Genomic DNA, 22714 nt, shown 5'->3' with positions numbered 1-22714 from the left:
CATGGACGTTCGCGCCCTCGGCGCACGCGTCGTCCTGCCATCGCTGATGCTGGCAGGCCTGCTCGTGTCCGCCAGTCCCCTGTCTGCCAGCGCATTGCCGGCCGAGCCCAGCCGGAGTACCTCGCTCGCCCGGACACTCGTCTCCACGCATCAGGTGCGCACCATGCCAGTGGCCAGGCCGAGCAGGCAGGCCGACCCCGCTGTGCCGGCGCCGCGGCCGCGCGCGTGGTGGGGGTGGCTCCTCCTGGGCCGCCTGCACCCCATCGTCGTGCACTTCCCGATTGCGTTGCTCACCGTGGCGGCAGTGATCGAGGGGCTGCACGTGCTGAGGCGTCGCCCGCTGCCGTCGGAGGCTGGGACATACTGTCTGGCGTTCGGCGTCGCGGGGGCGGTGGCGTCCGTCCTGCTCGGCACGTTGAATGCAGGGCACCAGACGGTGACCGGCGAAGCGGCCGTGGCGCTTGGGAGGCATCAGGTGATGGGCTGGATTTCGACGTTCGCGGCTGCGGCCGCGTTGGGCGCCGGGCAGATGGTCCGGCGTGCGGCAGGGGCGCGCCACGTGGTCGCGTACGTGGGCCTGGTGCTGGCGACCAGCGCAGTGGTCGGCGCCACCGGGCACATGGGCGGCGGGTTGGTGTACGGGGAGGACTACCTCACCGGGGTGCTGCCGTGGAACCAGAAGGCGGCACCCGTGAGCGCCGAGGTCCCGGCGCCGGTCAGCGCGCCCGCGGCGACGCCGACCGCCCCACCTGTGGCCGCCGCGGCAGCCATCGCTCCTGCCCACGCCGCCGCGCCCGTGGCCCCGACAGCTGCGGCGCCTCCCGCCCCCGCGCCGGCGCCTGCATCGCCAGTCGCCGGGCCTGCCGGAGTTCCGGTGCCGAGTGCCGCGGCTGCCGAGTCGACCGACGCCTCGACGACGCAGGCCGATACGCCGGACTTCACGCGTGAGGTCATGCCCATCATCAAGCGAACCTGCGTGGAGTGCCACGGCCCCGACAAGGTCAAGGCGCGACTGCGGATGGACTCGGTCGAGGCGCTGCAGAAGGGCGGCAAGAGCGGCGCGCTGCTCAAGCCGGGCGATCCGGAGAACAGCCTCATCATGCGACGCGTGCTCGGGCTCGACGGCGAGGACCAGATGCCGCTCGACAAGGATCCGCTCAGCGAGAAGCAGATCGACACGCTGCGTCGCTGGATTGCCGCGGGCGCTCCGTATCCGCCGGCGGGAAGTCAGTAAGCGTGGCTCGGACGGCGTGACGAGGCAGGGCGTGGCGCCCCGCCCTACCTCGGCTCGAACGTGATGGCGAGATCGGGCGTGGCGTCTGGCAGGGGGATCGACTCGGGGTTGATCGTGTTGGCCTCGATCGGGTACGTGGCGACCTCGACGGCGCGATTGAGGTCGATGACCCGGGCCAGTGCCCGCTGCCTGACGCGGACGCCGATGCGTGCGTCCGGACGGGTGTTCCGCACGTAGAACACCGATCGGTCGCGTCCGCTCCATTCCTGGATCCACGAGGCGTTCCAGAGGCCGCGCAGCGAGACCAGCGCCCCGGCCGGCTCACCAATGGCCAGGCCCTTCACCAACTGCCGCATGGTCGCCACGGCGGGCGTCTCGCGCGTCCACGTCTTCTCGGCAGGCGTCACGGGGAACCCCGGACGCAGGGGCTCCACCATGAAGAGGTAGCCCGCCCCGGTGGCGGTGCGATTCGCGTAACAGAAGCGTTGCGGATCGAGGCAGGCGTCGGGTGGCGTGTCCTGCGGCAGGCAGTGCACCGGCCACGCGCCCTCGTAGAGGAGCACCTTGGCGCAGTCGACCGTGCCTGTCGGCACCACGGCGGGCTCGGCGTGCGACAGCCGTTCGGCGAACACCTCCGGGCGGGGGTCGCTCCACATCGGGTGTTGCCGCCACAGCCAGTCGGCGAGCCGGGTCGGCTGCAGGTGTCCCTCTGGCCGTGAGAGCGGGAAGGCGACCAGCGTCCAGGCCGCCGACAGCACGGCCAGCCCGAGGCCGAGGCGGGCCGGCAGGGGATGCGTGCTCGTGCCTGCCTGTTGCAGGAGCGGCAGCGCCAGCGGCATCAGCCACAGGGCGTAGCGGCTGAGGTCGGGGCTGCCGCCGTGGTTCTGGCTCACCGGCTGTCCGACCGCCCACAGCAGGGCCAGCGCGGCCAGCACCGTCGTGGCGATGAAGGGATCACGCAGGCGCGACAGTTCTCGCCGCGCCAGCCACCCCGCGGCCACCGCCACGGCCAGCACGTACGGTGGATAGCGCACCATCAACCCCATCGTCACGTCGGTGATCGGGAAGAGTGCGTCGAAGATGCCCGGCCAGCGGGTCGCCGTCGATGCGGTGAGTGGCGACGGCAGTCCGAGTCGCCACAGGTAGTAGCCCGCCGGCATGAGAATCAGGGCGGCGGCGGTCAGCACCCCCGACTGCCAGCGGCGGCACATCAACCGCGCCGGTCGCTCGATGGAGCCCCAGGCCGCGAACAGGGCGGCCACCAGGATCAGGCCGGGGTTCTGGCTGGCGCCGGCGCCGAGCAGCACCATGGCCACGCCCGGACGCGTCGGCCACAGCAGCAGCGCGCCCGCGAGGCAGGTGACCAGCAGCAGGTCGGTCGACGGCTTGTCGATCCACCAGACGATCGGGCTGAGCAGGAGCAGCGACGTCCACACCGGCGCTGGTCGCGACAGGATCAGCCATCCGAGCGCGAGCAGCAGCACGACGTGCAGGCCGACGAAACCCCACAACGGCGACACCCCAACGGTCCGCGCCGTCCAGACGCCTGGTGTCGCCAGCAGCGGGTACAGCCAGAAATGGGGCACGTCCTGACGTCCGTCCCGGCCGACGAGGTCGGGATGGACCAGGGAGGCATTGGCGAACGAAGGACCGAGTGCCCGGAGCTCGCGCTCGAGGGAGGCCAGTTGGTCAGGCGCGAACGACGGCGCGTGCCCCCGCGAGAGGTTGAGCGCGACGGCCACGTGCTCGTGACCATCCCCCACGCGAACCGGATTGGCCTGCCACAGCGCCGCTCCGAGCCAGGCCACGAGGCAGAGCGCCCACACGTGCCGGCTCACGGACGCCATGATACAGGCTGCTGACGGCGGCATCCCGAATCCTCCGATAATGGCGACATGGCCCTGCGGGACGTGCGCGTCGGCGACACCATGCTCTCGGTCACCGAGGTCGGGGAAGGCTCGCCGATCGTCTTCCTGCACGCCTTTCCCCTGCACGCGCAGATGTGGGCCCCGCAACTCGACGCGTTGCCCGCCGGCTGGCGAGGCGTGGCGCCCGACCTGCGCGGCTTTCGCGCCTCCACGGGCGCGCCGGCGCGCTCGGTGGGCGATCACGCCGCCGACGTGCTCGCGCTGATCGCCTCGCTCGACGCGGGGCCGGTGGTCCTCGCCGGCCTCTCGATGGGTGGATACGTCGCCTTCGAGTGCTGGCGCCGGCACCCTGCGGCCATTCGCGGCCTCGTGCTGGCCGACACCAGGGCCGACGCCGACAGCGACGAGGCGCGTGCCAGGCGAGTGGCGATGCAGGGGCTGGCCCGGACGTCGGGCACCGGCGCCGTCATCGACGCGATGCTGCCCGGCCTGCTCGGCGCCACCACGCAGACCGACGAGCCTCACCTCGCGCACGAGGTACGCCGCTGGGCCACCGAGACGCCGGGCAGCGCCGTGGCCGATGCGCTGGAAGCGCTGCGCACGCGACCCGACAGCCGGCCGACGCTCGCGACGATCGCCGTGCCGACGCTCGTGCTCGTCGGCGCCGAGGACGTGCTCACGCCGCCCGCGGTGGCGCGGGTCATCGCCGACGGCATCGCCGGCGCCACGCTGGTGGAGATCCCGCGCGCCGGGCACCTGAGCAACGTGGAGCACCCGGCGGCGTTCAATGGGGCGCTCCAGCGTTGGCTGGCGACACTCCGACGAGGGGCGAGTACGCTATAGGAGACCGAGACTCGAGGCGTGGACCGCCCGAACGCTCCACGCGTGATGCGTGACGCGTCTCGGTGGGCAGGCGCGGTGGAGCCACCGCCTGCGCGCCGAACGCCGAAGACCGACTGTCAATCGATGCCCAGCACTTCTTCCCGCCCTCGCCTGTTCCACCTCGCCGTCGTCGCGATCGCGCTCGCAGGGACCCTGCTCCCTCGGGCGTGGGCGCCGGCGGCGGCCCAGACCGTGACGCCTCCGGACGTGGGCATGCATGCCTCCCTGGACGTGATCCTCGACACCTACGTGCGCGAGGGCCTGGTCTACTACCGGGCGCTGCGCGCCGAGCGTGGCCGCCTCGACGGGTACGTGAGCAATCTCGACGTGCCGCAGGCCGCCTTCGAGGGCTGGTCGAAGGCCGAGCGCGCCGCCTTCTGGCTGAACGCCTACAACGCGCTCGTGCTGCGCACGGTCGTCAACGCGTATCCGATCAAGGGCAGCGCCGCCCAGTACCCGCCCGACAGCATCATGCACGTGCCTGGCGCCTTCACGGCCAGGCGGCATCGCGTCGGTGGGCGCCTGCTGTCGCTCGAGGACATCGAGAAGCAGGTCCTGCCGACCTTCGACGACCCGCGGATGTACTTCGCGCTCGGGCGCGGCTCGCTCGGGGGCGGGCGCCTGCGCAGCGAGGCGTTCACCGCGCGGCGCCTCGAGGACCAGCTCGGCGCCGTGGCCGCCGAGTGCGTCCAGCGCAACGAATGCTTCCGCTACGATCCGGGCTCCGACCGCATCGAGATCTCGCCGATCTTCGGCTGGCGACAGGCCGAGTTCACCAGGGCCTGGACGGGCGACGCGGCGACCTTCTCCCGCCGCAGCCCGCTCGAACTGGCGGTGCTCCAGATGGTGGTGCCGCACGTGCTGCCCACCGAGCGTCGCGGCCTCACCCGTAACACGTTCACGCTCGCCTACTCGTCGTATGACTGGCGGCTCAACGACCTCACCGACGGGGGACCCCGCTGATGGATCTCGGACTGGCCGGCCAGGTGGCCATCGTCACCGGCGGCAGCAAGGGACTCGGCCTCGCCTCGGCACGCGCGCTGGCCGCCGAGGGCGCTCGCGTCGTGATCTGCGGGCGCACCCGGGACACGCTCGACGCAGCCGCGCGGGAACTGGCGGCGGTGGCCGGCACCGACGAGCACGTGCTGGCCGTGCAGGCTGACGTGTCGAAGGCCGACGATCTGCAGCGCCTCGTCGAGGCAACCGCCGGCCGCTTCGGCGGCGTCGACGTGCTGGTCAACAACGTCGGACTGGGCAAGGGCGGCGGGCTGCTCGACACCCCGGACGAGGTGTGGCAGCAGGCGTTCGACCAGACGCTCTACCCGGCCATCCGGGCGTCCCGCCTCGTGGTGCCGCACATGCAGGCGCGCGGCGGCGGGGTGATCCTGCTCATCGCCTCGATCTGGGGACGCGAGTCGGGCGGCCGCATGACCTACAACGCGGTCAAGGCGGCCGAGATCAGCCTCGGCAAGGCGCTCGCCCAGCAGCTGGCGCCGTCCAACATCCGCGTCAACTCGGTGGCACCCGGTTCCATCCTCTTCGAGGGCGGCTCGTGGCACCAACGCCAGCAGGCCGACCCCGTGGGGATCGCGCGCTTCATCGAGACCGACCTGCCCTTCGGGCGCTTCGGTCGCGCCGACGAAGTGGGCGACGTGGTCGCGTTCCTCGCCTCGCGCCGCGCCTCCTGGATCAGTGGCGCCTGCATCACCGTCGACGGGTGCCAGAGCCGGAGCAACATCTAGGGTCGGGAGTCGGGAGTCGGGAGTCGGGAGTCGGGAATCGGGAATCGGGGCTCGGGAGTCGGTAAGCCAAGCGGGTTGCCTCCTGGCCTTTCTCCTTCTCCCTTGCGCTGTTGGTGACTCATGAGCCATGCCGGCATTGCCGGCATTCGGCATCGCGGCATTAAGCTGTACCCCCGTCATGCTCACCACCCTCGCGGACCTGATCCAGCGCGCCGCCGACGCGCTGTTCGTGCCCTGGCTGCTCCTGCTGCTCTTCGGCACGGGCCTGTTCCTCACCATCCGCTACCGGTTCGTGCAGGTGCGCCGCGTCGGGGAGGCCTTCAGGGCCATGCTGTCAAGCGCCGAGAGTGGCGCGGCGGGCGCCCTGTCGCCGTTCCAGGCGTTCATGACCGCGCTGTCGGGCACCATCGGCACCGGCAACATCGCCGGCGTCGCCACGGCGATCGTCTCGGGCGGGCCAGGGGCGCTGTTCTGGATCTGGGCCTACGGGTTCGTCGCGACGACGATCAAGTTCACCGAGGCGGTGCTCGGCGTGACCTGGCGGGAGGCGTCGGGCACGACCATCCGATCCGGGCCGATGTACGCGCTGCGCGACGGACTGAAGCAGCCGTGGCTGGCGTCCACCTACGCGCTGGTCGCCGGCGTCGCCGCCATCACCACCACGCCGTTCACGCAGCCCAACTCGATCGCCGTCGTCCTCCAGAGCCAGCTCGCCATCCCGACGTGGGCCTCGGGTGTCGCCGTCGGCCTGCTCGTGTGGCTGGTGATCGTCGGCGGCATCGGCAGCATCGGCAAGGCCGCCGAGAAGCTCGCGCCCCTGAAGGTCGGCCTGTACCTCGGCGGCGGCCTCATCGTCATCGTCATGTTTGCCGGCAACATCCCCGCCGTGCTCGCGCTGGTCTTCCGCGAGGCCTTCTCGCTCAAGGCGACGGCCGGTGGCGCGCTGGGCATCGTCGTCGCCATGCGGTACGGCCTGGCGCGCGGGATGTACGCCAACGAGGCCGGCTACGGAACGGCGTCGGTCGCCTACGGCACCGCGCGCAGCCGGCGGCCGGAGCAGCAGGGGTTGCAGGCGGTGATGGAGGTGGCCATCGTCTCGTTCGTCACCTCGACGATCAGCGCCATGACGATCCTGCTGACGGGCGCGTGGCAGTCCGGGCTCACGAGTTCGGCGGCGGTCGCGTCGGCCTTCGAGGCGGCGATGCCAGGTGTCGGCGGATACGTGGTCGCCCTGTGCGCGTTCCTCTTCGGGTACACGACGCTGATCGGGTGGGCCTTCTACGGCGAGCAGTTCTTCGAGTACCTGCTCGACCGACCCGTGGCGCACTGGTATCGGTGGATCTACTGCGTGCTGATCCCGTTCGGGGCGATGAGCCGCGTCGAGGTCGTGTGGGCGTGGGGCGATCTGATGAACGCGCTCCAGATCTTCCCGAACATCGTCGGCGTGATCGGCCTGTCGGGGTACGCCGCGCGGGTCGCGCGTGGGCACCGGGTCGAGGCGGCCCCGGACGGGCCGCCCCCGGAGCGGACTCGCTAGCTAGCGTGCGGGTGTGGAGGCGGGGCCGGCCGGCGCCTTCGGCACGTACAGCGTGAAGCCGTCTGCCGACATCACCTTCTCGAGTCGCAACAGGTCCTCGGCGAAGGCGCGGAGTGCCGGCGTCGTCTGCGCGTCCTCGGTCACCACGTAGGCGAGGCGCAGCCCGCCGAGGAAACGGTCGCGCGCGGCGTACGCCAGCGACCGCTGCTGCTCGGTCAGTCGCGCCGCGGGGTCGGCGCTGAGCGTGAACAGGGCATCGAGCACCGGGAAGCGCCGGTGCCATTCCTTCTGCTGCGGTGTGAGGCGCGACAGGTACCCGCCCACCAGCCGCTTGCCGTGCGCGGTCTGGTAGTACTGCGTCAGGGGATTGAAGTTGCCGAGCGACGAGGTGCCGTCGCGGAGGCCGAACGGCAGCGAGAGCACGCGGATGTCGGTCTGCGGGTCGGCCGCGATGGTCGTGAACACCGAGGGAATCGCCGCCGAATACAGCGTGCGCGGCACCGGCGACAACTCGAACAGCAGCAGCGCGGTGACCACGCCGAGCAGCAGGCGGCGCCGTGCCGGCCACCGCGTGGTGAGCGCCGTCAGCGCGAGCGCGAAGAGCACCGCCACCAACAGCGAGACCAGCACCACGAAGCGTGACGGCGACCGTGCCAGGCCCACGATCGGCACGTAGCGGAGCAGCGCCCACGGGCCGGGGATGTAGGTGTTGATGCCGCCGACGTGCACGAACGGCCCGAGCGACAGCAGCGCGAAGAAGGCCGTGAAGCCGAGCCATCGTCGTCGCTCCGGACGCCAACCGAGCGCGGCGGCCAGAGCGATGCAACCGAGGGCCACCAGGGGCATCGCCCCCGTGAGCTCGGCGAACCCGTCGACGCGCTGCGCCTCGATCCAGGCCTTGAAGGGCGCGCCGAACAGCGCCGAACTCGGGTTCGGCATCACGAACGCGAGCAGGTCCACGCCAGGTGGGCTGCTGCGCCAATAGATGTCAGGGCTGGCGGACTCGCCCGACAACAGCCGCCCGCCGTACGCCACCAGGACGGGCGAGAGCAGCACGGCGGCCGTCACGACCATCAGCGCCGCCAGCCAGGGGTGCTGCGACACGAACCGGTAGCGCCATTCGATGCGCGGTCGCCAACGCAGCAGCGCCGCCACGATGGCCAGCACGGTCAGCACGAGCATGGGTGTGTAGAGCGAACGCATGCTGATGCGCAGCCCGGCGATCTCGACCAACCCGCCGTGCACGGCCACCAGCAGCACGAACGTCGCGGCGACGAGCACCAGGCCCCTCGACACGCGCTGGGCGAACGCGAGACGGCTGTCGTACGGCGCCCGCGAGATCGTGATCGCCGCCGCCAGGACGTAGGCGCCCACCAGCAGCGCGCCGTACACCGCGTAGTAGATGTCGCAGAAGGCCGCCCAGGCCAGCAGCGCCCCCAGAGCCACGGCATCGCGCGGCCGTCCCTTGCCCTCGCCCCTGACGAGCACGAGCAGCATCAGCGGCAGCGGCGCGGCGGCGACCAGCGAGAAGTGGCCCGTGCTCCGGGCCAGCATGACGGGCGAGAACCCGAACGCCACGCCAGCCAGCCACGCCTCCCAGGATCGACCGCAGAGTGTGTAGGCCAGGCGCGCCATCGCCCAGGCACTCAGCGCCATCATCGCGAGGTAGACGAGATTGAAGGTCCTGATCAGGCCCAGCGTCCCGATCAACGGGAAGGCCAGCGCGTCCATGAACAGCGTGTAGTTGTGCAGCGTGAGATCGACAGGCGGCGCCAGCGAGAGCACCGTGCCCGTCTGCAACGGGAGGTGTTGCTGCAGGACCTCGTGCCGGAACACCCACAGGTTCCAGACGTAGACCCCCGTGTCGCCAGAGGGGGCACCGGTGAGATGGGTGCCCAGATGCAGGGGCAGTGGCCACGAGAAGGCCACCGCCAGACCGCAGCAGAGGGCGAGCCACAGGAGGGATGTGGAGCGTGCCGGCACGACGAGAGGTTGAGGTTGGGAATGCTAGCACGACGGCCTAACATTCTTAACAACCCCTTGATGATCTTTACGTTCGGCAGCCGGCGCGTCGACATGAACCCCTCGGCCGCTGCCGTTTCGTCTCTTGATCGCCCCCGCCCGGCGGCGTAGCATCGACGAACCATGTCAGGCACGCTGGCGCGCCTCTCCGGGAACAAGGATCAGGCGCTGCAGGAGGCCCTCGGCCACCTCGCGCCCGACACCCGCGTCGCGCCGACACTGCCGGCCGAGTCGACCCCCGGCACACACGTGCAGGTGGGCGGCGACAAGGTCGTGACCGCGGTCCGGCACATCCCGGCGCAGCCGGCGCGATACGCGCCCTGGCCCGAGGGCGTCGCCCCGGCGTTGATCGAGGCCCTCGCGGCGCGCGGCATCGATGAGCCCTACACGCACCAGGCCGAGGCCATGGGCCACGCGCTGGCGGGCCGGCACGTGGTGGTGGTCACGCCGACCGCCTCCGGCAAGACCCTCTGCTACAACGGCGCGGTCCTCAGCACCGTGCTGCGCGAGCCGGGTGCGCGGGCCCTGTACCTGTTCCCGACCAAGGCCCTGGCCCAGGACCAGCTCGCCGAGTTGCAGGGCCTGGCGCAGATCGTCGGGGCGGCCGCGCAGCGCGACATCGGCGTCTTCACCTATGACGGCGACACGCCGGCCGACGCGCGTCGCGCCATCCGCGCCCGCGCCAACGTCGTCCTCAGCAATCCCGACATGCTGCACGCCGGCGTGCTCCCGCACCATCCCCGATGGGCGCGCCTGTTCGAGAACCTGCGCTACATCGTCGTCGACGAACTGCACGCCTATCGGGGCGTGTTCGGCAGCCACCTGGCCAACGTGCTGCGGCGGCTCCAGCGGATCTGCCGGCACTACGGCTCGAACCCGACGTTCATCTGCACGTCGGCGACGATCGCCAACCCCAAGGCGCTGGCCGAGCAACTCACCGAGCAGCCGTTCGAACTCGTGTCGGAGAGCGGCGCGCCACGCGGCGAGAAGTTCTTCGTCCTGCTCAACCCACCGGTGGTGAACCAGGCGCTCGGCATCCGGCGGTCGTACCTCTCCGAGGCGCGGCGGGTGGCGCTGGAGTTCCTGCGGCGCAACCTGCAGTTGATCGTCTTCGCGCAGAGCCGCCTGGCCACCGAGATCCTCACCACGTACCTCAAGGATGCGTTCCAGGGACCGCCCGGCGCGACCGAGGCGGTGCGTGGCTATCGCGGCGGCTACCTGCCGCTGCGCCGGCGCGAGATCGAGCGCGGGCTCCGCGAGGGCGACGTGCGCGCGGTCGTGTCCACCAACGCCCTCGAGCTCGGCATCGACATCGGCGCCCTCGACGTGTGCGTGATGGCGGGCTATCCCGGGACGATCGCGTCCACGTGGCAGCGGGCCGGCCGCGCCGGCCGGCGCTCCGGACGGTCGGCGGCGGTGATGGTGGCCTCGAGCGCGCCGCTCGACCAGTTCATCGTGCGCCACCCGACGTACTTCTTCGACGCCTCGCCCGAGCACGCGCTGATCAACCCCGAGAACCTCCACGTGCTGCTCAACCACGTCAAGTGCGCGGCGTTCGAGCTGCCGTTCCAGGACGGCGAGCGCTTCGGCCGCACCACCGTGAGCACCGACGAGGTGCTCCAGGTGCTGGGCGAGGAGGGGTTCGTGCACCTGGCCGACGGTCAGTGGAACTGGACCCACGAGTCCTATCCCGCCGACGCCATCAGCCTGCGCGCCATCACCTCGGACAACTTCGTGATCGTCGACATCACGGAAGGCTCGCGCGTGATCGGCGAGACCGACTACACCAGCGCGCTCTCGACGCTGCACGAGAAGGCGATCTACATCCTCGAAGGCGCGCTGTTCCAGGTCGAGAAGCTCGACATCGAAGGACGCAAGGCGTACGTGCGCAGCGTCGAGTGCGACTACTACACCGACGCGATCACCTACACGAAGGTCAACGTGCTCGAAGAGGCCGAGACCAGCCTCGGCGAGATCACGGGCGGCAGCCCGCAGTCGGCGGTCGGCAGCGAGCAGGCCCTGGCCGAGGGCGGCAGCGAGGGCGATCCGGCCGCAGCGGGCTCGCCGGCCGCCGCCGATGCCAGCGACGCACTCCTGCCGCAGCCCAATCGCGCCGGCCGATCGCACGGCGACGTGCACGTCGTCTCGCGCGTCGTCGGGTTCAAGAAGATCCGCTTCTACACCAACGAGAACGTCGGGTCGGGCGACCTCGACCTGCCCGAGCAGCAGATGCACACCACGTCGTACTGGCTCACCGTGCCGCGCGCGGTGCTGCTCGAGATGCCGTGGGCGCCCGACGACCGCCGCGACGGCGTGGCCGGCCTGGCGCACGCGATGAAGTCCATCGCCCAGTTGCTGCTGATGTGCGACCAGCGCGACATCGGTGTCTCGATCGACACCGGCACCGGCGAGGCCGGCGTGGGCGGACGGCCCTCGGCGCCGGCCACCGGAGACGCCGACGCCCACGTCTTCCTCTACGACAACTATCCCGGGGGGATCGGCTTCAGCGCGCCGCTGTTCCGCATGCACGACGCGCTGCTGGCGCAGGCGCAGCAGCTGATCGCCAGCTGCCCCTGCGAGGTCGGCTGCCCGTCGTGCGTCGGCCCCGTCGGCGACATCGGCCCGCGCGCCAAGCGCGTCGCGCTCGACCTCCTCGCGCGGCTGCAGTCACCCTCGGCAGGCCCGGCTGCCGACGAGGTGCCGTTCTAGCACGCGATGGCGTCCTCCTCGCTCTCACGGCTGCGCGAGATCGCCCGCGGGCACGTGGCGGGCAGCGCGGCGAGCCCGGCGCCGGTGCGCGAGCTCACCTACGCCCCCGTCGACGACGATGGCCTGCCCGTCGATCCGCGGCTCGCCCATCCTGACGGCCCCGACGTCGGCCTCGACGGTGCGCGTCTCGTCGAGACGGCGCACGGCCCGACCATCGTCGTGGAGCACCTCCACGAGGCCGATCGCAGCCACGGACGGCTGCGCGTCGAGGCCTGCGGCGAGGTCTGCAACGACGAGACCCTGACGTTGCTCGCCGGTCGCCCCCTCGGCGACCGCTCGCGCCTGGTGTACTTCGACCTCGAGACCACCGGACTCTCGGGCGGCGCCGGCATGCTGGCGTTCCTGGCCGGCGTCGGGGAGTGGACGCCGGACGGCTTCCGCACCACGCAGTTCCTGTTGCCGTCCTACGCCGCCGAGCGCGCGCTGCTGCACGCCCTGAACGCGTACCTGCGCGACGACGCGGTGCTGGTGACCTACAACGGCCGCACGTTCGACGTGCCGGTCATGGAACTGCGCGGCGAGATGCAGCGCGTGCCGCAGGTGGTGTGCGACATCCCGCACCTCGACATGCTGCACGCCGCGCGTCGCCTGTGGCGCGCCTCGGAGGAGGGCGACCGTTCGTGCCGCCTCACGCACCTCGAGGAATCGGTGCTCGGCGTCGGGCGGGTCGGCGACGTGGGAGGCTTCGAGATCCCGGCCCGGTACTTCCAGTTCGTCAGGGGCGGCCCGGCGGCGCTGCTCGAGCCCGTGCTGCTGCACAACCGGCTCGACCTGCTGTCGCTGGCCGCACTCACGGCCCACGCGCAGCGACTCGTGCGCGACGGGCGTGAGTCACCCCCGGCGGGCGCGACCGCCTTCGGCCTGGGCGCGCTGTACGAGCGCGGCGGCTGGAACGAGGCCGCCGTGGCCTGCTATCGAGCCGCGGCCGACGACCATTGGCAGACGCGCGACGTGCGTCGCGCCTCGGCTCGTGCACTGGCGCGGTTGCTGCGCCGTCTGAGGCGATACGAGGAGGCGGCAGGCGCCTGGCGGCTGGTCCTGCAGCTGGGCGGACGCCCACAGGTGCTGCGGGAGGCGCGGGAGGCGCTGGCCATCCACCACGAGCACCGGGCCGGCCAGCTCGAGGAGGCGCGGCGGCATGCCGTGGCGGGGATCGAAGAAGCGATCGGGAGGGGAGAGCGCGAGCAGTTCAGCCGGCGGCTCGAGCGGCTGGAGCGGAAGCTCGCCCGGGGCGTCCCTGCGACGACCCCGTTGTGGAACGACTGATACGGTGGACCAACTGGCTGCCCCGCCTTCGCGGGCCGCGCGGTGTGCTCCGCGATGCGGACAGCCTGCCTCGCCGAACCTCGGCGAAGGCGGGTCGGGCGTGCCTGCTTACGCCGGCGAGCCCTTCTTGGCCTTCTCGGCGGCCTTGCGGGCGGCGACGGTCGTCGCGCCGAACTTGCGGGTGAAACGCTCCACGCGCCCCTCGGTGTCGACAAGCTTCTGACGACCCGTGAAGAACGGGTGGCAGTTGTTGCAGATTTCGAGGTGCAGTTCCTTCTTCGTGGAGTGGGCCTTCCAGGTGGCGCCACAGGCGCACCGGGCTTCTACTTCGTGGTACTCCGGATGAATTCCTGGCTTCATGGTCTGGCTCCTTTGGCAGCGGCCAAACCGTGATGATACCACGGCGAGGCTGGCTTCGACCGTCCCTGGGGTCGCGCCTTGGCCGCTTTCACTTGTCACGTCGGCCACTTCGGGCAGATGATGAGGCCGGCGTCCGCCCCTGGCGGCATTCCCGGCCCCCGGCAACGCACCCTGTTGCTCACCGGCAGGGAACTTGCTTTGTCAGGTGGTCAGGACGGCCCGCTGCAATCGGACTTCCGCGGTTTTCCGCAGGAGTCCACGGGAGGGAGCTGCCGCACCGATCACGAAATCGTGTTCGACGCGACGGATCCGTCAGCGGGCGCCCCGGAGCTTGATGATGCGACGCCTGTTTCTTGCCGTAGTCCTCGTGCTGGTCGCCACCCGTCCCTCCTTCGGCGGCACCATCGGTCCGGGCAGCAATGTCCAGCCGCACGTCCCGACATATTCCGCGTCCTCGCTGCCGTTCGAGTCGTTCGAGTGGACACCGCTCGACCTGGCGGCTTTTGACGCCTACGGCGGTGACTTCGTGAACGTCCGCAAGCCGGTTGAGCCCCTCCGCCTGGTCGAGGACCCCTTCAAGCCGACCGAAGCGCGCGGACCGGAAGACGAGCAGGCCTTCCTCAGGGTCTTCGGGCCGGCCGGCAGCGTGCCGCAGCAGTTCTTCTTCGAGGAATTGCCGGCAGCCGGCGGCAGGGCCGCCTACGACGAATTGCCCGCGGCCGGGCTCGCTGCCGTGCCTGAGCCCGCCACGGCAATGCTGGTTGGTCTGGGCCTGCTCGGAATGTCGAGCCGCTTCCGCCGCGCCTGGCGCGCCCGACCGTAATCACCTCCGGGTCCGGCACGGCCCGTCACGCGGGCTCGTGAAGCGGCCAGCATGTTGTCCTCTCCCGGGCAACATCCTGGCCGTTGCCATTCCCGGTCGGCCTCGTCATTCGCCGACTCCCGCCTCCCGACCCCCGACCCCGACTCCCGGCCCCTACGGAATCACGTGCGTACGGTCCCACCGGTGCGCGCGAAGCGCCGCCATCAGGCCCTCGCCCAGCCGGCGCCCGTCCGATACCGCCGTGTTCTGGGCGACGTGCGGCGCCTTGCGCATGCCCGGGATGGCGGTCGACACCACCGGGTTCTCCAGGATGAAGCGCAGCGCCAGCTCGGGCAGGGTCATGCCGGCGGGCACGTCGGCGGCGATGCGGTCCACGCGGTCGAGCGTCTCGCGCAGGTTGTCGGGGGTGAAGTAGAGGCTGCGCCAGTCGGTCTTCGGGAACGTCATGTCGCGCGTCATCTTGCCGGTGAGGCTGCCCTCGTCGAAGGGCACCCGCGCGATGATCGCCACGTCGAGCCGTTGCGCGGCGGGGAAGAGCGCGTCCTCGGGATTCTGGTCGAACAGGTTGTAGACCACCTGCACGGCGTCCACCTTGCCGGTCTCGAGCGCCTGCAGCACGTTGGCCGGCTCCCAGCGGTTCACGCTGATGCCGAACCCCTCGATCTTGCCGGCCTTCTTCAGATCTTCCGCGGCCCGCTGCCACCCCTCGTCGGCCGCCCACGTGTCGTCCCACACGTGCAGCTGTTGCAGGTGGATCCGCTCCACGCCGAGGTTCTGCAGGCTCTTCTCCGTCATCTCGACGATGTAGTCGTACGGGAAGACCTCGGCCACGGGCGTGGCGGCGGTGCCCGGCCACTTGCGGTTCTTCGGCGGCACCTTGGTGGCCACGTACAGCGTGCGGTCGGCGTGCGCGCGGAGGGTCTGCGCGAGCAGTTGCTCGCTGTGACCGTCCCCGTAGGCATACGCGGTGTCGAAGAAGTTGACCCCCGCGGCCACCGACTGGTCCAGCGACGCGAGCGACTCGGCGTCGTCACTGCCGCTCCAGCCACCCATGCCCCACATGCCGTAGCCGATTTCCGAGACCTGCCACCCGAGCCGTCCGAAGCGTCGTGTTTGCATGGCGTGATCGTAGATCGGGCACCGGGCACCGGGATCCGGTCACCGGAGGCCAACGGCAGTTCGCCCACCAAAAAGGAAAGGCGCCCACGAGGGCGCCCAGCCTTCCCAACTCCGGTGCCCGGTATCCGGTGCCCGGTGCCCGCCCGAGCTACTTCCCGCCCGACATCGCTCCCAGGAACTCCGTGTTGCTCTTGGTCTTGCCCATCTTGCCGAGCAGCAGTTCCATCGCCTCGGTCGGCGACAGCGGGTTGATCACCTTGCGCAACACCCAGATGCGGTTGAGGTCCTCCTTCGGGATGAGGAGTTCCTCCTTGCGCGTGCCGCTCTTGGTGATGTCGATCGCGGGGAACACGCGGCGGTCCGCCAGCTTGCGATCGAGGTGGATCTCCATGTTGCCGGTGCCCTTGAACTCCTCGAAGATCACCTCGTCCATGCGCGAGCCCGTGTCGATGAGCGCGGTGGCGATGATCGTCAGCGAGCCGCCTTCCTCGATGTTGCGGGCCGCGCCGAAGAAGCGCTTCGGGCGCTGCAGGGCGTTGGAGTCGACGCCGCCCGACAGCACCTTGCCCGACGGCGGCACCACGGTGTTGTAGGCACGCGCCAGGCGGGTGATCGAGTCGAGCAGGATGACCACGTCCTTCTTGTGCTCGACAAGGCGCTTGGCCTTCTCGATCACCATCTCGGCCACCTGCACGTGCCGCTGCGCCGGCTCGTCGAACGTCGAGCTGATGACCTCGCCGCGCACCGAGCGCTGCATGTCGGTCACTTCCTCGGGGCGCTCGTCGATCAGCAGGACGATCAGGTAGACCTCGGGGTGGTTGGCCGTGATGCTGTTGGCGATGTTCTGCAGCAGCATCGTCTTGCCGGTGCGCGGCGGCGCGACGATCAGGCCGCGCTGCCCCTTGCCGATCGGCGTCATCAGGTCGAGCACGCGGGCCGACAGGTTGTCGGCGCCGCTCTCGAGCGTGATGCGCTCCTGCGGGTACAGCGGCGTGAGGTTCTCGAAGAAGATCTTCTCGCGTGTCCGTTCGGGCGGCTCGAAGTTGACCGCCTCCACCTTGATCAGCGCGAAGTACCGCTCGCCTTCCTTGGGCGGGCGGATCTGGCCGCTCACCGTGTCGCCGGTGTGCAGGTCGAACTTGCGGATCTGCGACGGCGACACGTACACGTCGTCGGGGCCGGCCAGGTAGTTGTAGTCGGGAGCCCGCAGGAAGCCGAAGCCGTCCGGCAGCACCTCGAGCACGCCCTCGCTGAAGAGCATCCCGCTCTTCTCGGCGCGGCCGCGCAGGATCTCGAAGATCAGGTCCTGCTTGCGCAGCCCGGTGGCGCCGGGGATGTCGAGGTCCTTGGCCACCTGCGTGAGCTGCTGCACGCTCATCTCCTTGAGCGTGGACAGGTTCACGACCTCGGCGTCCGAGCGGCCGGCGGCCTGCGCTTCGAGCGCCTCGACGTCCTCGTCGGGCATCGGCGGGGGCTGCTGGCGATGACGGCCGCCGCCGCGGTGCCGGTCGTCGCGGTTGCCGTCGCGATCCCGGTTGCCGTCGCGGTTGCCGCCGCCTCCACCACCGCCACGGCCGTGACGGCGACCTCCACCGCCACCGCCCTGGTTGCGGCCACCACCACCACCACCGCCGTCCTGCCGGTCGTGGTTCTGGCGTTGCTGCTGCTGTCGCGGCGGCGGGGCGGGAGCGTCAGGCGACGAGGCCTGGGGCGGCGGGGGAGCCTGGGTAGGAGCGGCCGGAGCGGGCGGTGCCGCTACGGCGTCAGCAGGCGGACGATTCTGGTCCACAGGTTTTCCAGTCCTTCGCCGGTGAGCGCCGACACTGGCGTCACCGGGGCGTTCAACGATGTTTCCCATGCACGTAGGTTGCGCACCCGCTCGGTGCGCGACAGCTTGTCGATCTTGGCGGCCACGACGGCAGTCGCCAGGTCCTGCGTGGAAAGCCACGCCCAGGCCCCGAGGTCCTGGGCGAGTCCCGGGTGGCGCGCGTCGACGATCAGCAGCGCGCCCGTCGGTCCGTAGCCCCCGCCGTCGGCCATCGTGCCGGCGACGTGCGGGGGGCGTCCGAAGTACATGGCGGTGAGCCCGGCGAACTGTTCCGCCGAGGCATCCCCGCCGCGCGCATACCCGTAGCCCGGCAGATCGACCAGGTACAGGCGGCGCAGGTCGCGGTGGCCGTACTCCACCGCGTACACGTTCAACTCCCGCGTCTTGCCGGCCGCAGCGCTCGTGCGCGCCACGCGCGTGCCGGTGATCGCGTTGATCAGCGTCGACTTGCCGACGTTCGAGCGGCCCACGAGGGCCAGCTGCGGCGAGGCGTCGCGCGGCAGGTCGGCGGCGCGCATCGCGCTGCGCACGAACTGGACCGGCAGGGCTTTCAAGGTGAGACGACCACAGGCGTGTGATGGAGGAGGGAACGACCGGCCTGCTGTCCGTGGGGGGCGGACGCCGGCGTCGCGGGGCAGCGTCGGTGCGCCGCCCCGCGCGTCCTCCGATCAGTGCGTGATGGCGTCGTCACTCACCACGGGCTCGACGGCCGCCTCGGTGGTGGCCGGGATGGCCGACGGCAGCGGCCCCTCCAGCGCAATCTTCAGCACCTCGTCCATCTGCTCGACCATGTAGACGTCGAGCGTGTCGAGGACGTTCTTCGGGATGTCGGCCAGGTCCTTTTCGTTGTCCTTCGGGAGGATGATGGTCTTGACCCCGGCGCGGTGCGCGCCGAGGACCTTCTCCTTCACGCCGCCGATCGGCAGCACCTTGCCGCGCAGCGTGATCTCGCCGGTCATCGCCACGTCCTTGCGGGCGGCGACCCGCGACAGCGCCGAGATCATCGCCGTCGCCATGGTGATGCCCGCCGACGGTCCGTCCTTCGGGATGGCGCCCTCCGGGACGTGGACGTGCACGTCCATCGTCTTCCAGAAGTCGGGCGGCAGCCCGTACTCGTTGACGCGCGAGCGCACGAAGCTCATCGCCGCCTGCGCCGACTCCTGCATCACGTCGCCGAGCTTGCCGGTCAGCGTGAGCTTGCCCTTGCCGGGCATCAGCGTCGCCTCGGTCACCAGGATCTCGCCGCCGACCTCGGTCCACGCCAGTCCGGTGGCGATGCCGATCTCGTTGGCCTCCTCGGCCATCGTCGCGCGGTACTTCGGCACGCCGAGGTGCTGGGTGACCTGCTCCGGCGTGATCTCCTCGTAGTACTCGGCGCCGTCGACCACCACCCGGCGGGCGACCTTGCGGCACACCGACGACACCTCGCGTTCGAGGTTGCGCACGCCGGCCTCGCGCGTGTAGCGCTGGATGATGGCGCGCAGCGCATCCTCGGTGAAGGTGATGTTCTTCTCCGACAGGCCCGCGTTCTCGATCGCCTTGGGCGCGAGGAAGCGCCGCGCGATCTCCACCTTCTCCTGCTCGGTGTAGCCGGCCAGTTGCAGCACCTCCATGCGGTCGCGGAGCGCCTGCGGGATGGTGTGCAGCACGTTGGCGGTGCAGATGAACATCACGTTCGACAGGTCGTACTCGACGTCGAGGTAGTGATCGAGGAACGCGTTGTTCTGCTCGGGGTCGAGGACCTCGAGGAGCGCCGCGGACGGATCGCCGCGGAAGTCCATCGACATCTTGTCGACCTCGTCGAGCAGGAAGACCGGGTTCATCGAGCCGGCCTTCTTCATCATCTGGATGACCTGGCCCGGGAACGCGCCGATGTAGGTGCGGCGGTGGCCGCGGATCTCGGCCTCGTCACGCACGCCGCCGAGCGAGAGCCGCACGAACTTGCGGTTGGTCGCCTTGGCGATCGACTTGGCCAGCGACGTCTTGCCGACCCCCGGAGGGCCCGCGAACGTCAGGATCGTGCTCTTGGGCTTCTTGACCAGGGTGCGCACCGCGAGGAACTCGAGGATGCGGTCCTTGATCTTCTCGAGGCCGTGGTGGTCCTGGTTGAGGATCTCCTCGGCGCGCTTGAGGTCGCGGCTCTCCTTGGTCTTCTTGTGCCAGGGAACGGCGATCAGCCAGTCGAGGTAGTTGCGCGAGACGGTCGCCTCGGCCGACATCGGCGGCATGGCCTCGAGGCGGCGAAGCTCCTGCATCGCCTTCTCCTCGACGTCCTTGGGCATCCGCGCGTCCTCGATCTTCTTCTTGAGGTCCTCGATCTCGTTGCCCTTGTCTTCCTTGCGACCCAGTTCCTTCTGGATCGCCTTCATCTTCTCGTTGAGGTAGTACTCCTTCTGCGCCTTCTCCATCTGCTTCTTCACGCGAGACTGGATGCGGCGATCCACCTGGAGCTTGTCCACCTCGACCTCGAGCACCGACGCGATGCGGTTCAGGCGCTCGAGCGGCGACACGATCTCGAGGAGGTTCTGCTTCTCCTCGATCCCCACCAGCATGTGGGCTGCGATCGTGTCGGCCAGCCGCGCCGGGTCGTCGACCCGCACGGCGGCAATCATCGCGTCGTAGTGCAGGTTGTTCGACAGCTTCACGTACTGCTCGAACAGCGACACCACCCGCGTCATCGTCGCTTCCACCTCGCCGGCCGTCTCGCGCTGCCGCGCGATCACCTTGACGACGACGCGGAAGAAGCCCTTGTCTTCCTTCCACTCGACCGCCCGGCCGCGGTCGACGCCCTCGACCAGCACCTTGATGTTGCCGTCGGGCAGCTTCAGGCTCTGGACGATGTTGGCCACGCAGCCCATCGTGTAGATGTCGGCCGGCTGCGGATCGTCGGTGGCCGCGTCGTGCTGCGCCGCCAGGAAGATGCGCTTGTCCTTGCCCAGGGCGTGCTCGAGCGCCCGGATCGACGACGGCCGCCCGATCACGAACGGCATCATCATGTGCGGGAACACGACGACATCGCGCAGCGGGACGATCGGGAGGGTTTCGAAGACTTCCATGAATCAGTTGTCGGGAATGCGCGGTGACTTGTCAAGGCGGCGGAGACGACTTCCTCCGCCATACGGGCAGGTCGCCGGGCCGTCGGGCGCTCCCCGCGGGAAGCGGCACCGGGCCGTGCCTGCCTGGACGGGCGTACGCCAGGCGCGCGGCCGGGCGTCCTGCCGGATTCCCGGCAGGCGGGCCCGCCGACGCCCCACCGGGAGCGTCGCGGGCGGACCGGACGGTTACCCGGCCTTCTCCATCACCGTGATCGGCTTCTCCTTCGACTCGACGACGTCCCGGGTGATGACGCACTCGCGGATCTTCTTCTGACCCGGCACGGTGTACATCACGTCGAGCATCAGCTCCTCGATGATCATCCGCAGCCCGCGCGCGCCGATCTTGCGCGTCAGCGCCAGCTCGGCGATCGCCTCGAGCGCGTCGTCGGTGAAGCGCAGCTTCACGTTCTCGTACTCGAGCAGCTTGACGTACTGCTTGGTGATCGCGTTGCGCGGCGTGGTCAGGATCTGCACCAGCGCCGGGCGATCGAGCTCGTGCAGCGTCGCCACCACCGGCAGGCGCCCGACGAACTCCGGGATCAGGCCGTAGCGGATCAGGTCCTGCGGCTCGATCTTCTCGAGCGTCGTGCCCACGTCCTTGGCGTCGAACTGCGACTTCTCGGCGCGGAACCCGAGCGTCTTCTTGCCGACGCGCCGCTCGATGACCTTCTCGAGGCCGACGAACGCGCCGCCGCAGATGAACAGGATGTTGGTCGTGTCGACCTGGAAGAACTCCTGGTGCGGGTGCTTGCGGCCGCCCTGGGGCGGCACGTTGGCCACCGTGCCCTCGAGGATCTTCAGCAGCGCCTGCTGCACGCCCTCGCCGCTCACGTCGCGCGTGATCGACGGGTTCTCGTCCTTGCGGCAGATCTTGTCGACCTCGTCGATGTAGATGATCCCCTGCTGCGCCTTCTCGATGTCGCCACCGGCGGCCTGCAGCAGCTTGAGGATGATGTTCTCGACGTCCTCGCCGACGTAGCCGGCCTCGGTCAGCGTCGTCGCATCGACGATCGTGAACGGCACCGAGAGCAGCCGCGCCAGCGTCTGCGCCAGCAGCGTCTTGCCCGTGCCGGTCGGCCCGATCAGCAGGATGTTCGACTTCTGGAGCTCGACCTCGTTGCGGCTCTTGGACTGCTTGCCGATCTCGATCCGCTTGTAGTGGTTGTAGACCGCGACCGCCAGCCGCTTCTTGGTCTGCTCCTGGCCGATCACGTACTCGTCCAGGAACTTCTTGATCTCCTGCGGCGTGGGCAGCGACGAGCGCGTGCCCTTGGCCTCGAACCGGTTGTCGTCCGCGATGATGTCGTTGCAGACCTCGACGCACTCGTCGCAGATGAAGACGGTGGGGCCGGCAATCAGCTTGCGGACGTCGTTCTGGTCCTTGTTGCAGAACGAGCACCGCAGCACTTCGTTCTCGCCGTTCTTCTTCACCATGGGATCGGACCCGTCTGCGTCACCGGCACCGGGGACACCGCGCGCACGCGGCAGTCACCGCGCCGTCAGCTGCGCTTGCGGAGGACATCGTCGATGATACCGTACTCGCGCGCCTGCTCGGCCGACATGATGTAGTCGCGCTCGGTATCGGCCTGCAGCCGTTCGATCGGCTGGCCGGAGTGCTCGGCCAGGATCTCGTTCAGCCGGTGACGCATCCGCAGGATTTCCTTGGCGTGGATGTCGATGTCGGTGGCCTGCCCGCCGACCCCACCCTGCACCCACGGCTGGTGGATCAGGATGCGCGAGTTGGGCAGCGCGTATCGCTTGCCCTTGGTCCCGCCGGCGAGCAGCACCGCCCCGAACGAGGCGCACTGCCCGAGGCAGTACGTCGACACGTCGGGCCGGATGTACTGCATCGTGTCGTAGATCGCCAGCCCCGCGGTGATCGACCCGCCAGGGCTGTTGATGTACAGCAGGATGTCCCGCTCCGGATCCTCGGCCTCCAGGAACAGCATCTGCGCAATCACCAGGCTCGCGACCGTGTCGTCGATCGGCGTGCCGATGAAGATGATGCTGTCCTTGAGCAGGCGAGAGAAGATGTCGTACGCGCGCTCCCCGCGGTTGGTCTGCTCGACCACCATCGGGACCAGCTGCAGGCGCGGATCAATCATGGGATGCATCGGCCTCATCGCCCCCCGGACCCGGCCGGGGGCAGTTGCACCTGCCCGGCACTAC

At 70.0% G+C, this 22714-nt stretch carries 17 protein-coding genes; 8 read left to right on the top strand and 9 right to left on the bottom strand.

Annotated features, from left to right (window positions below; all coding sequences use genetic code 11):
- Position 1 precedes the first annotated feature (1 nt).
- On the top strand, positions 2-1234 hold the full coding sequence (locus TBR22_RS21895; RefSeq protein ID WP_239489962.1) for a c-type cytochrome domain-containing protein: 1233 nt from the start codon (positions 2-4) through the stop codon (positions 1232-1234).
- 44 nt (positions 1235-1278) lie between these two features.
- Here the strand turns inward: TBR22_RS21895 and TBR22_RS21890 are convergent, their stop codons facing one another.
- On the bottom strand, positions 1279-3072 hold the full coding sequence (locus tag TBR22_RS21890; protein WP_239489961.1) for a hypothetical protein: 1794 nt from the start codon (positions 3070-3072) through the stop codon (positions 1279-1281).
- 57 nt (positions 3073-3129) lie between these two features.
- Between TBR22_RS21890 and TBR22_RS21885 the strand changes: the two genes are divergently transcribed.
- The 4 genes from TBR22_RS21885 (at position 3130) to TBR22_RS21870 (ending at position 7263) form a co-directional block, all read left to right on the top strand.
- Positions 3130-3945 (top strand): alpha/beta fold hydrolase, encoded by an 816-nt coding sequence (locus tag TBR22_RS21885; RefSeq protein WP_239489960.1) that lies wholly within the window; start codon positions 3130-3132, stop codon positions 3943-3945.
- A 123-nt stretch (positions 3946-4068) separates the two neighbouring features.
- Positions 4069-4947, top strand: coding sequence for a DUF547 domain-containing protein (locus TBR22_RS21880; RefSeq protein ID WP_239489959.1), 879 nt, complete (start codon positions 4069-4071; stop codon positions 4945-4947).
- A complete protein-coding gene (locus TBR22_RS21875; protein WP_239489958.1) occupies positions 4947-5726 on the top strand; it encodes an SDR family NAD(P)-dependent oxidoreductase in 780 nt (259 codons plus the stop codon). Before TBR22_RS21880 ends, TBR22_RS21875 begins: the two co-directional genes overlap by 1 nt.
- 178 nt (positions 5727-5904) lie before the next feature.
- Positions 5905-7263 (top strand): sodium:alanine symporter family protein, encoded by a 1359-nt coding sequence (locus tag TBR22_RS21870; RefSeq protein WP_239489957.1) that lies wholly within the window; start codon positions 5905-5907, stop codon positions 7261-7263.
- On the opposite strand, the gene TBR22_RS21865 is transcribed toward TBR22_RS21870, so the two are convergent.
- The gene (locus TBR22_RS21865) at positions 7264-9246 is read right to left on the bottom strand and encodes a hypothetical protein (RefSeq protein ID WP_239489956.1); all 1983 of its coding nucleotides are present in this window, start codon (positions 9244-9246) and stop codon (positions 7264-7266) included. It abuts the gene before it with no gap.
- 162 nt (positions 9247-9408) lie between these two features.
- On the opposite strand from TBR22_RS21865, the gene TBR22_RS21860 reads away from it, so the two are divergent.
- Positions 9409-11994, top strand: a complete 2586-nt coding sequence (locus TBR22_RS21860) for a DEAD/DEAH box helicase (protein ID WP_239489955.1) — start codon at positions 9409-9411, stop codon at positions 11992-11994.
- 6 nt (positions 11995-12000) lie between these two features.
- A complete protein-coding gene (locus TBR22_RS21855) occupies positions 12001-13320 on the top strand; it encodes a ribonuclease H-like domain-containing protein (RefSeq protein WP_239489954.1) in 1320 nt (439 codons plus the stop codon).
- 108 nt (positions 13321-13428) lie between these two features.
- Here TBR22_RS21855 and rpmE read toward each other — a convergent pair whose 3' ends face one another.
- A complete protein-coding gene (gene rpmE / locus TBR22_RS21850; RefSeq protein ID WP_239489953.1) occupies positions 13429-13680 on the bottom strand; it encodes a 50S ribosomal protein L31 in 252 nt (83 codons plus the stop codon).
- A gap of 337 nt (positions 13681-14017) precedes the next feature.
- Here rpmE and TBR22_RS21845 point away from each other — a divergent pair, with 337 nt between their 5' ends.
- Positions 14018-14503 carry a PEP-CTERM sorting domain-containing protein gene (locus TBR22_RS21845; RefSeq protein WP_239489952.1) on the top strand — a complete coding sequence of 162 codons (486 nt, stop codon included), beginning with the start codon at positions 14018-14020 and terminating at the stop codon, positions 14501-14503.
- 153 nt (positions 14504-14656) lie between these two features.
- Here the strand turns inward: TBR22_RS21845 and TBR22_RS21840 are convergent, their stop codons facing one another.
- The 6 genes from TBR22_RS21840 to clpP form a co-directional block, all read right to left on the bottom strand.
- Complete coding sequence (locus tag TBR22_RS21840) at positions 14657-15622, bottom strand: aldo/keto reductase (protein WP_239489951.1); 966 nt, start codon at positions 15620-15622, stop codon at positions 14657-14659.
- Between the two features lie 148 nt (positions 15623-15770).
- Positions 15771-17024, bottom strand: coding sequence for a transcription termination factor Rho (rho, locus tag TBR22_RS21835; protein WP_255665388.1), 1254 nt, complete (start codon positions 17022-17024; stop codon positions 15771-15773).
- Between the two features lie 353 nt (positions 17025-17377).
- Positions 17378-18004 (bottom strand): ribosome biogenesis GTP-binding protein YihA/YsxC, encoded by a 627-nt coding sequence (yihA, locus tag TBR22_RS21830; RefSeq protein WP_239489950.1) that lies wholly within the window; start codon positions 18002-18004, stop codon positions 17378-17380.
- A gap of 114 nt (positions 18005-18118) precedes the next feature.
- On the bottom strand, positions 18119-20506 hold the full coding sequence (gene lon / locus TBR22_RS21825) for an endopeptidase La (RefSeq protein WP_239489949.1): 2388 nt from the start codon (positions 20504-20506) through the stop codon (positions 18119-18121).
- A gap of 225 nt (positions 20507-20731) precedes the next feature.
- The gene (gene clpX, locus TBR22_RS21820) at positions 20732-21979 is read right to left on the bottom strand and encodes an ATP-dependent Clp protease ATP-binding subunit ClpX (RefSeq protein ID WP_239489948.1); all 1248 of its coding nucleotides are present in this window, start codon (positions 21977-21979) and stop codon (positions 20732-20734) included.
- 65 nt (positions 21980-22044) lie between these two features.
- Entirely contained in the window at positions 22045-22650 is a 606-nt protein-coding gene (gene clpP / locus TBR22_RS21815) for an ATP-dependent Clp endopeptidase proteolytic subunit ClpP (RefSeq protein WP_370651549.1), read from the bottom strand.
- Positions 22651-22714: the final 64 nt, after the last annotated feature.

Origin of the sequence: Luteitalea sp. TBR-22, assembly GCF_016865485.1 — a bacterium.
GTDB lineage: Bacteria > Acidobacteriota > Vicinamibacteria > Vicinamibacterales > Vicinamibacteraceae > Luteitalea.
Note: the sequence above shows the minus strand (reverse complement) of the source record. Positions and strands in the feature narration are given on the sequence as shown.

Coding starts and splice junctions, on each gene's coding strand:
- TBR22_RS21895 (WP_239489962.1), top strand. CDS start 2: ATGGACGTTCGCGCCCTCGGCGCACGCGTCGTCCTGCCATCGCTGATG.
- TBR22_RS21885 (WP_239489960.1), top strand. CDS start 3,130: ATGGCCCTGCGGGACGTGCGCGTCGGCGACACCATGCTCTCGGTCACC.
- TBR22_RS21880 (WP_239489959.1), top strand. CDS start 4,069: ATGCCCAGCACTTCTTCCCGCCCTCGCCTGTTCCACCTCGCCGTCGTC.
- TBR22_RS21875 (WP_239489958.1), top strand. CDS start 4,947: ATGGATCTCGGACTGGCCGGCCAGGTGGCCATCGTCACCGGCGGCAGC.
- TBR22_RS21870 (WP_239489957.1), top strand. CDS start 5,905: ATGCTCACCACCCTCGCGGACCTGATCCAGCGCGCCGCCGACGCGCTG.
- TBR22_RS21860 (WP_239489955.1), top strand. CDS start 9,409: ATGTCAGGCACGCTGGCGCGCCTCTCCGGGAACAAGGATCAGGCGCTG.
- TBR22_RS21855 (WP_239489954.1), top strand. CDS start 12,001: ATGGCGTCCTCCTCGCTCTCACGGCTGCGCGAGATCGCCCGCGGGCAC.
- rpmE (WP_239489953.1), bottom strand. CDS start 13,680: ATGAAGCCAGGAATTCATCCGGAGTACCACGAAGTAGAAGCCCGGTGC.
- TBR22_RS21845 (WP_239489952.1), top strand. CDS start 14,018: ATGCGACGCCTGTTTCTTGCCGTAGTCCTCGTGCTGGTCGCCACCCGT.
- TBR22_RS21840 (WP_239489951.1), bottom strand. CDS start 15,622: ATGCAAACACGACGCTTCGGACGGCTCGGGTGGCAGGTCTCGGAAATC.
- lon (WP_239489949.1), bottom strand. CDS start 20,506: ATGGAAGTCTTCGAAACCCTCCCGATCGTCCCGCTGCGCGATGTCGTC.
- clpX (WP_239489948.1), bottom strand. CDS start 21,979: ATGGTGAAGAAGAACGGCGAGAACGAAGTGCTGCGGTGCTCGTTCTGC.
- clpP (WP_370651549.1), bottom strand. CDS start 22,650: ATGATTGATCCGCGCCTGCAGCTGGTCCCGATGGTGGTCGAGCAGACC.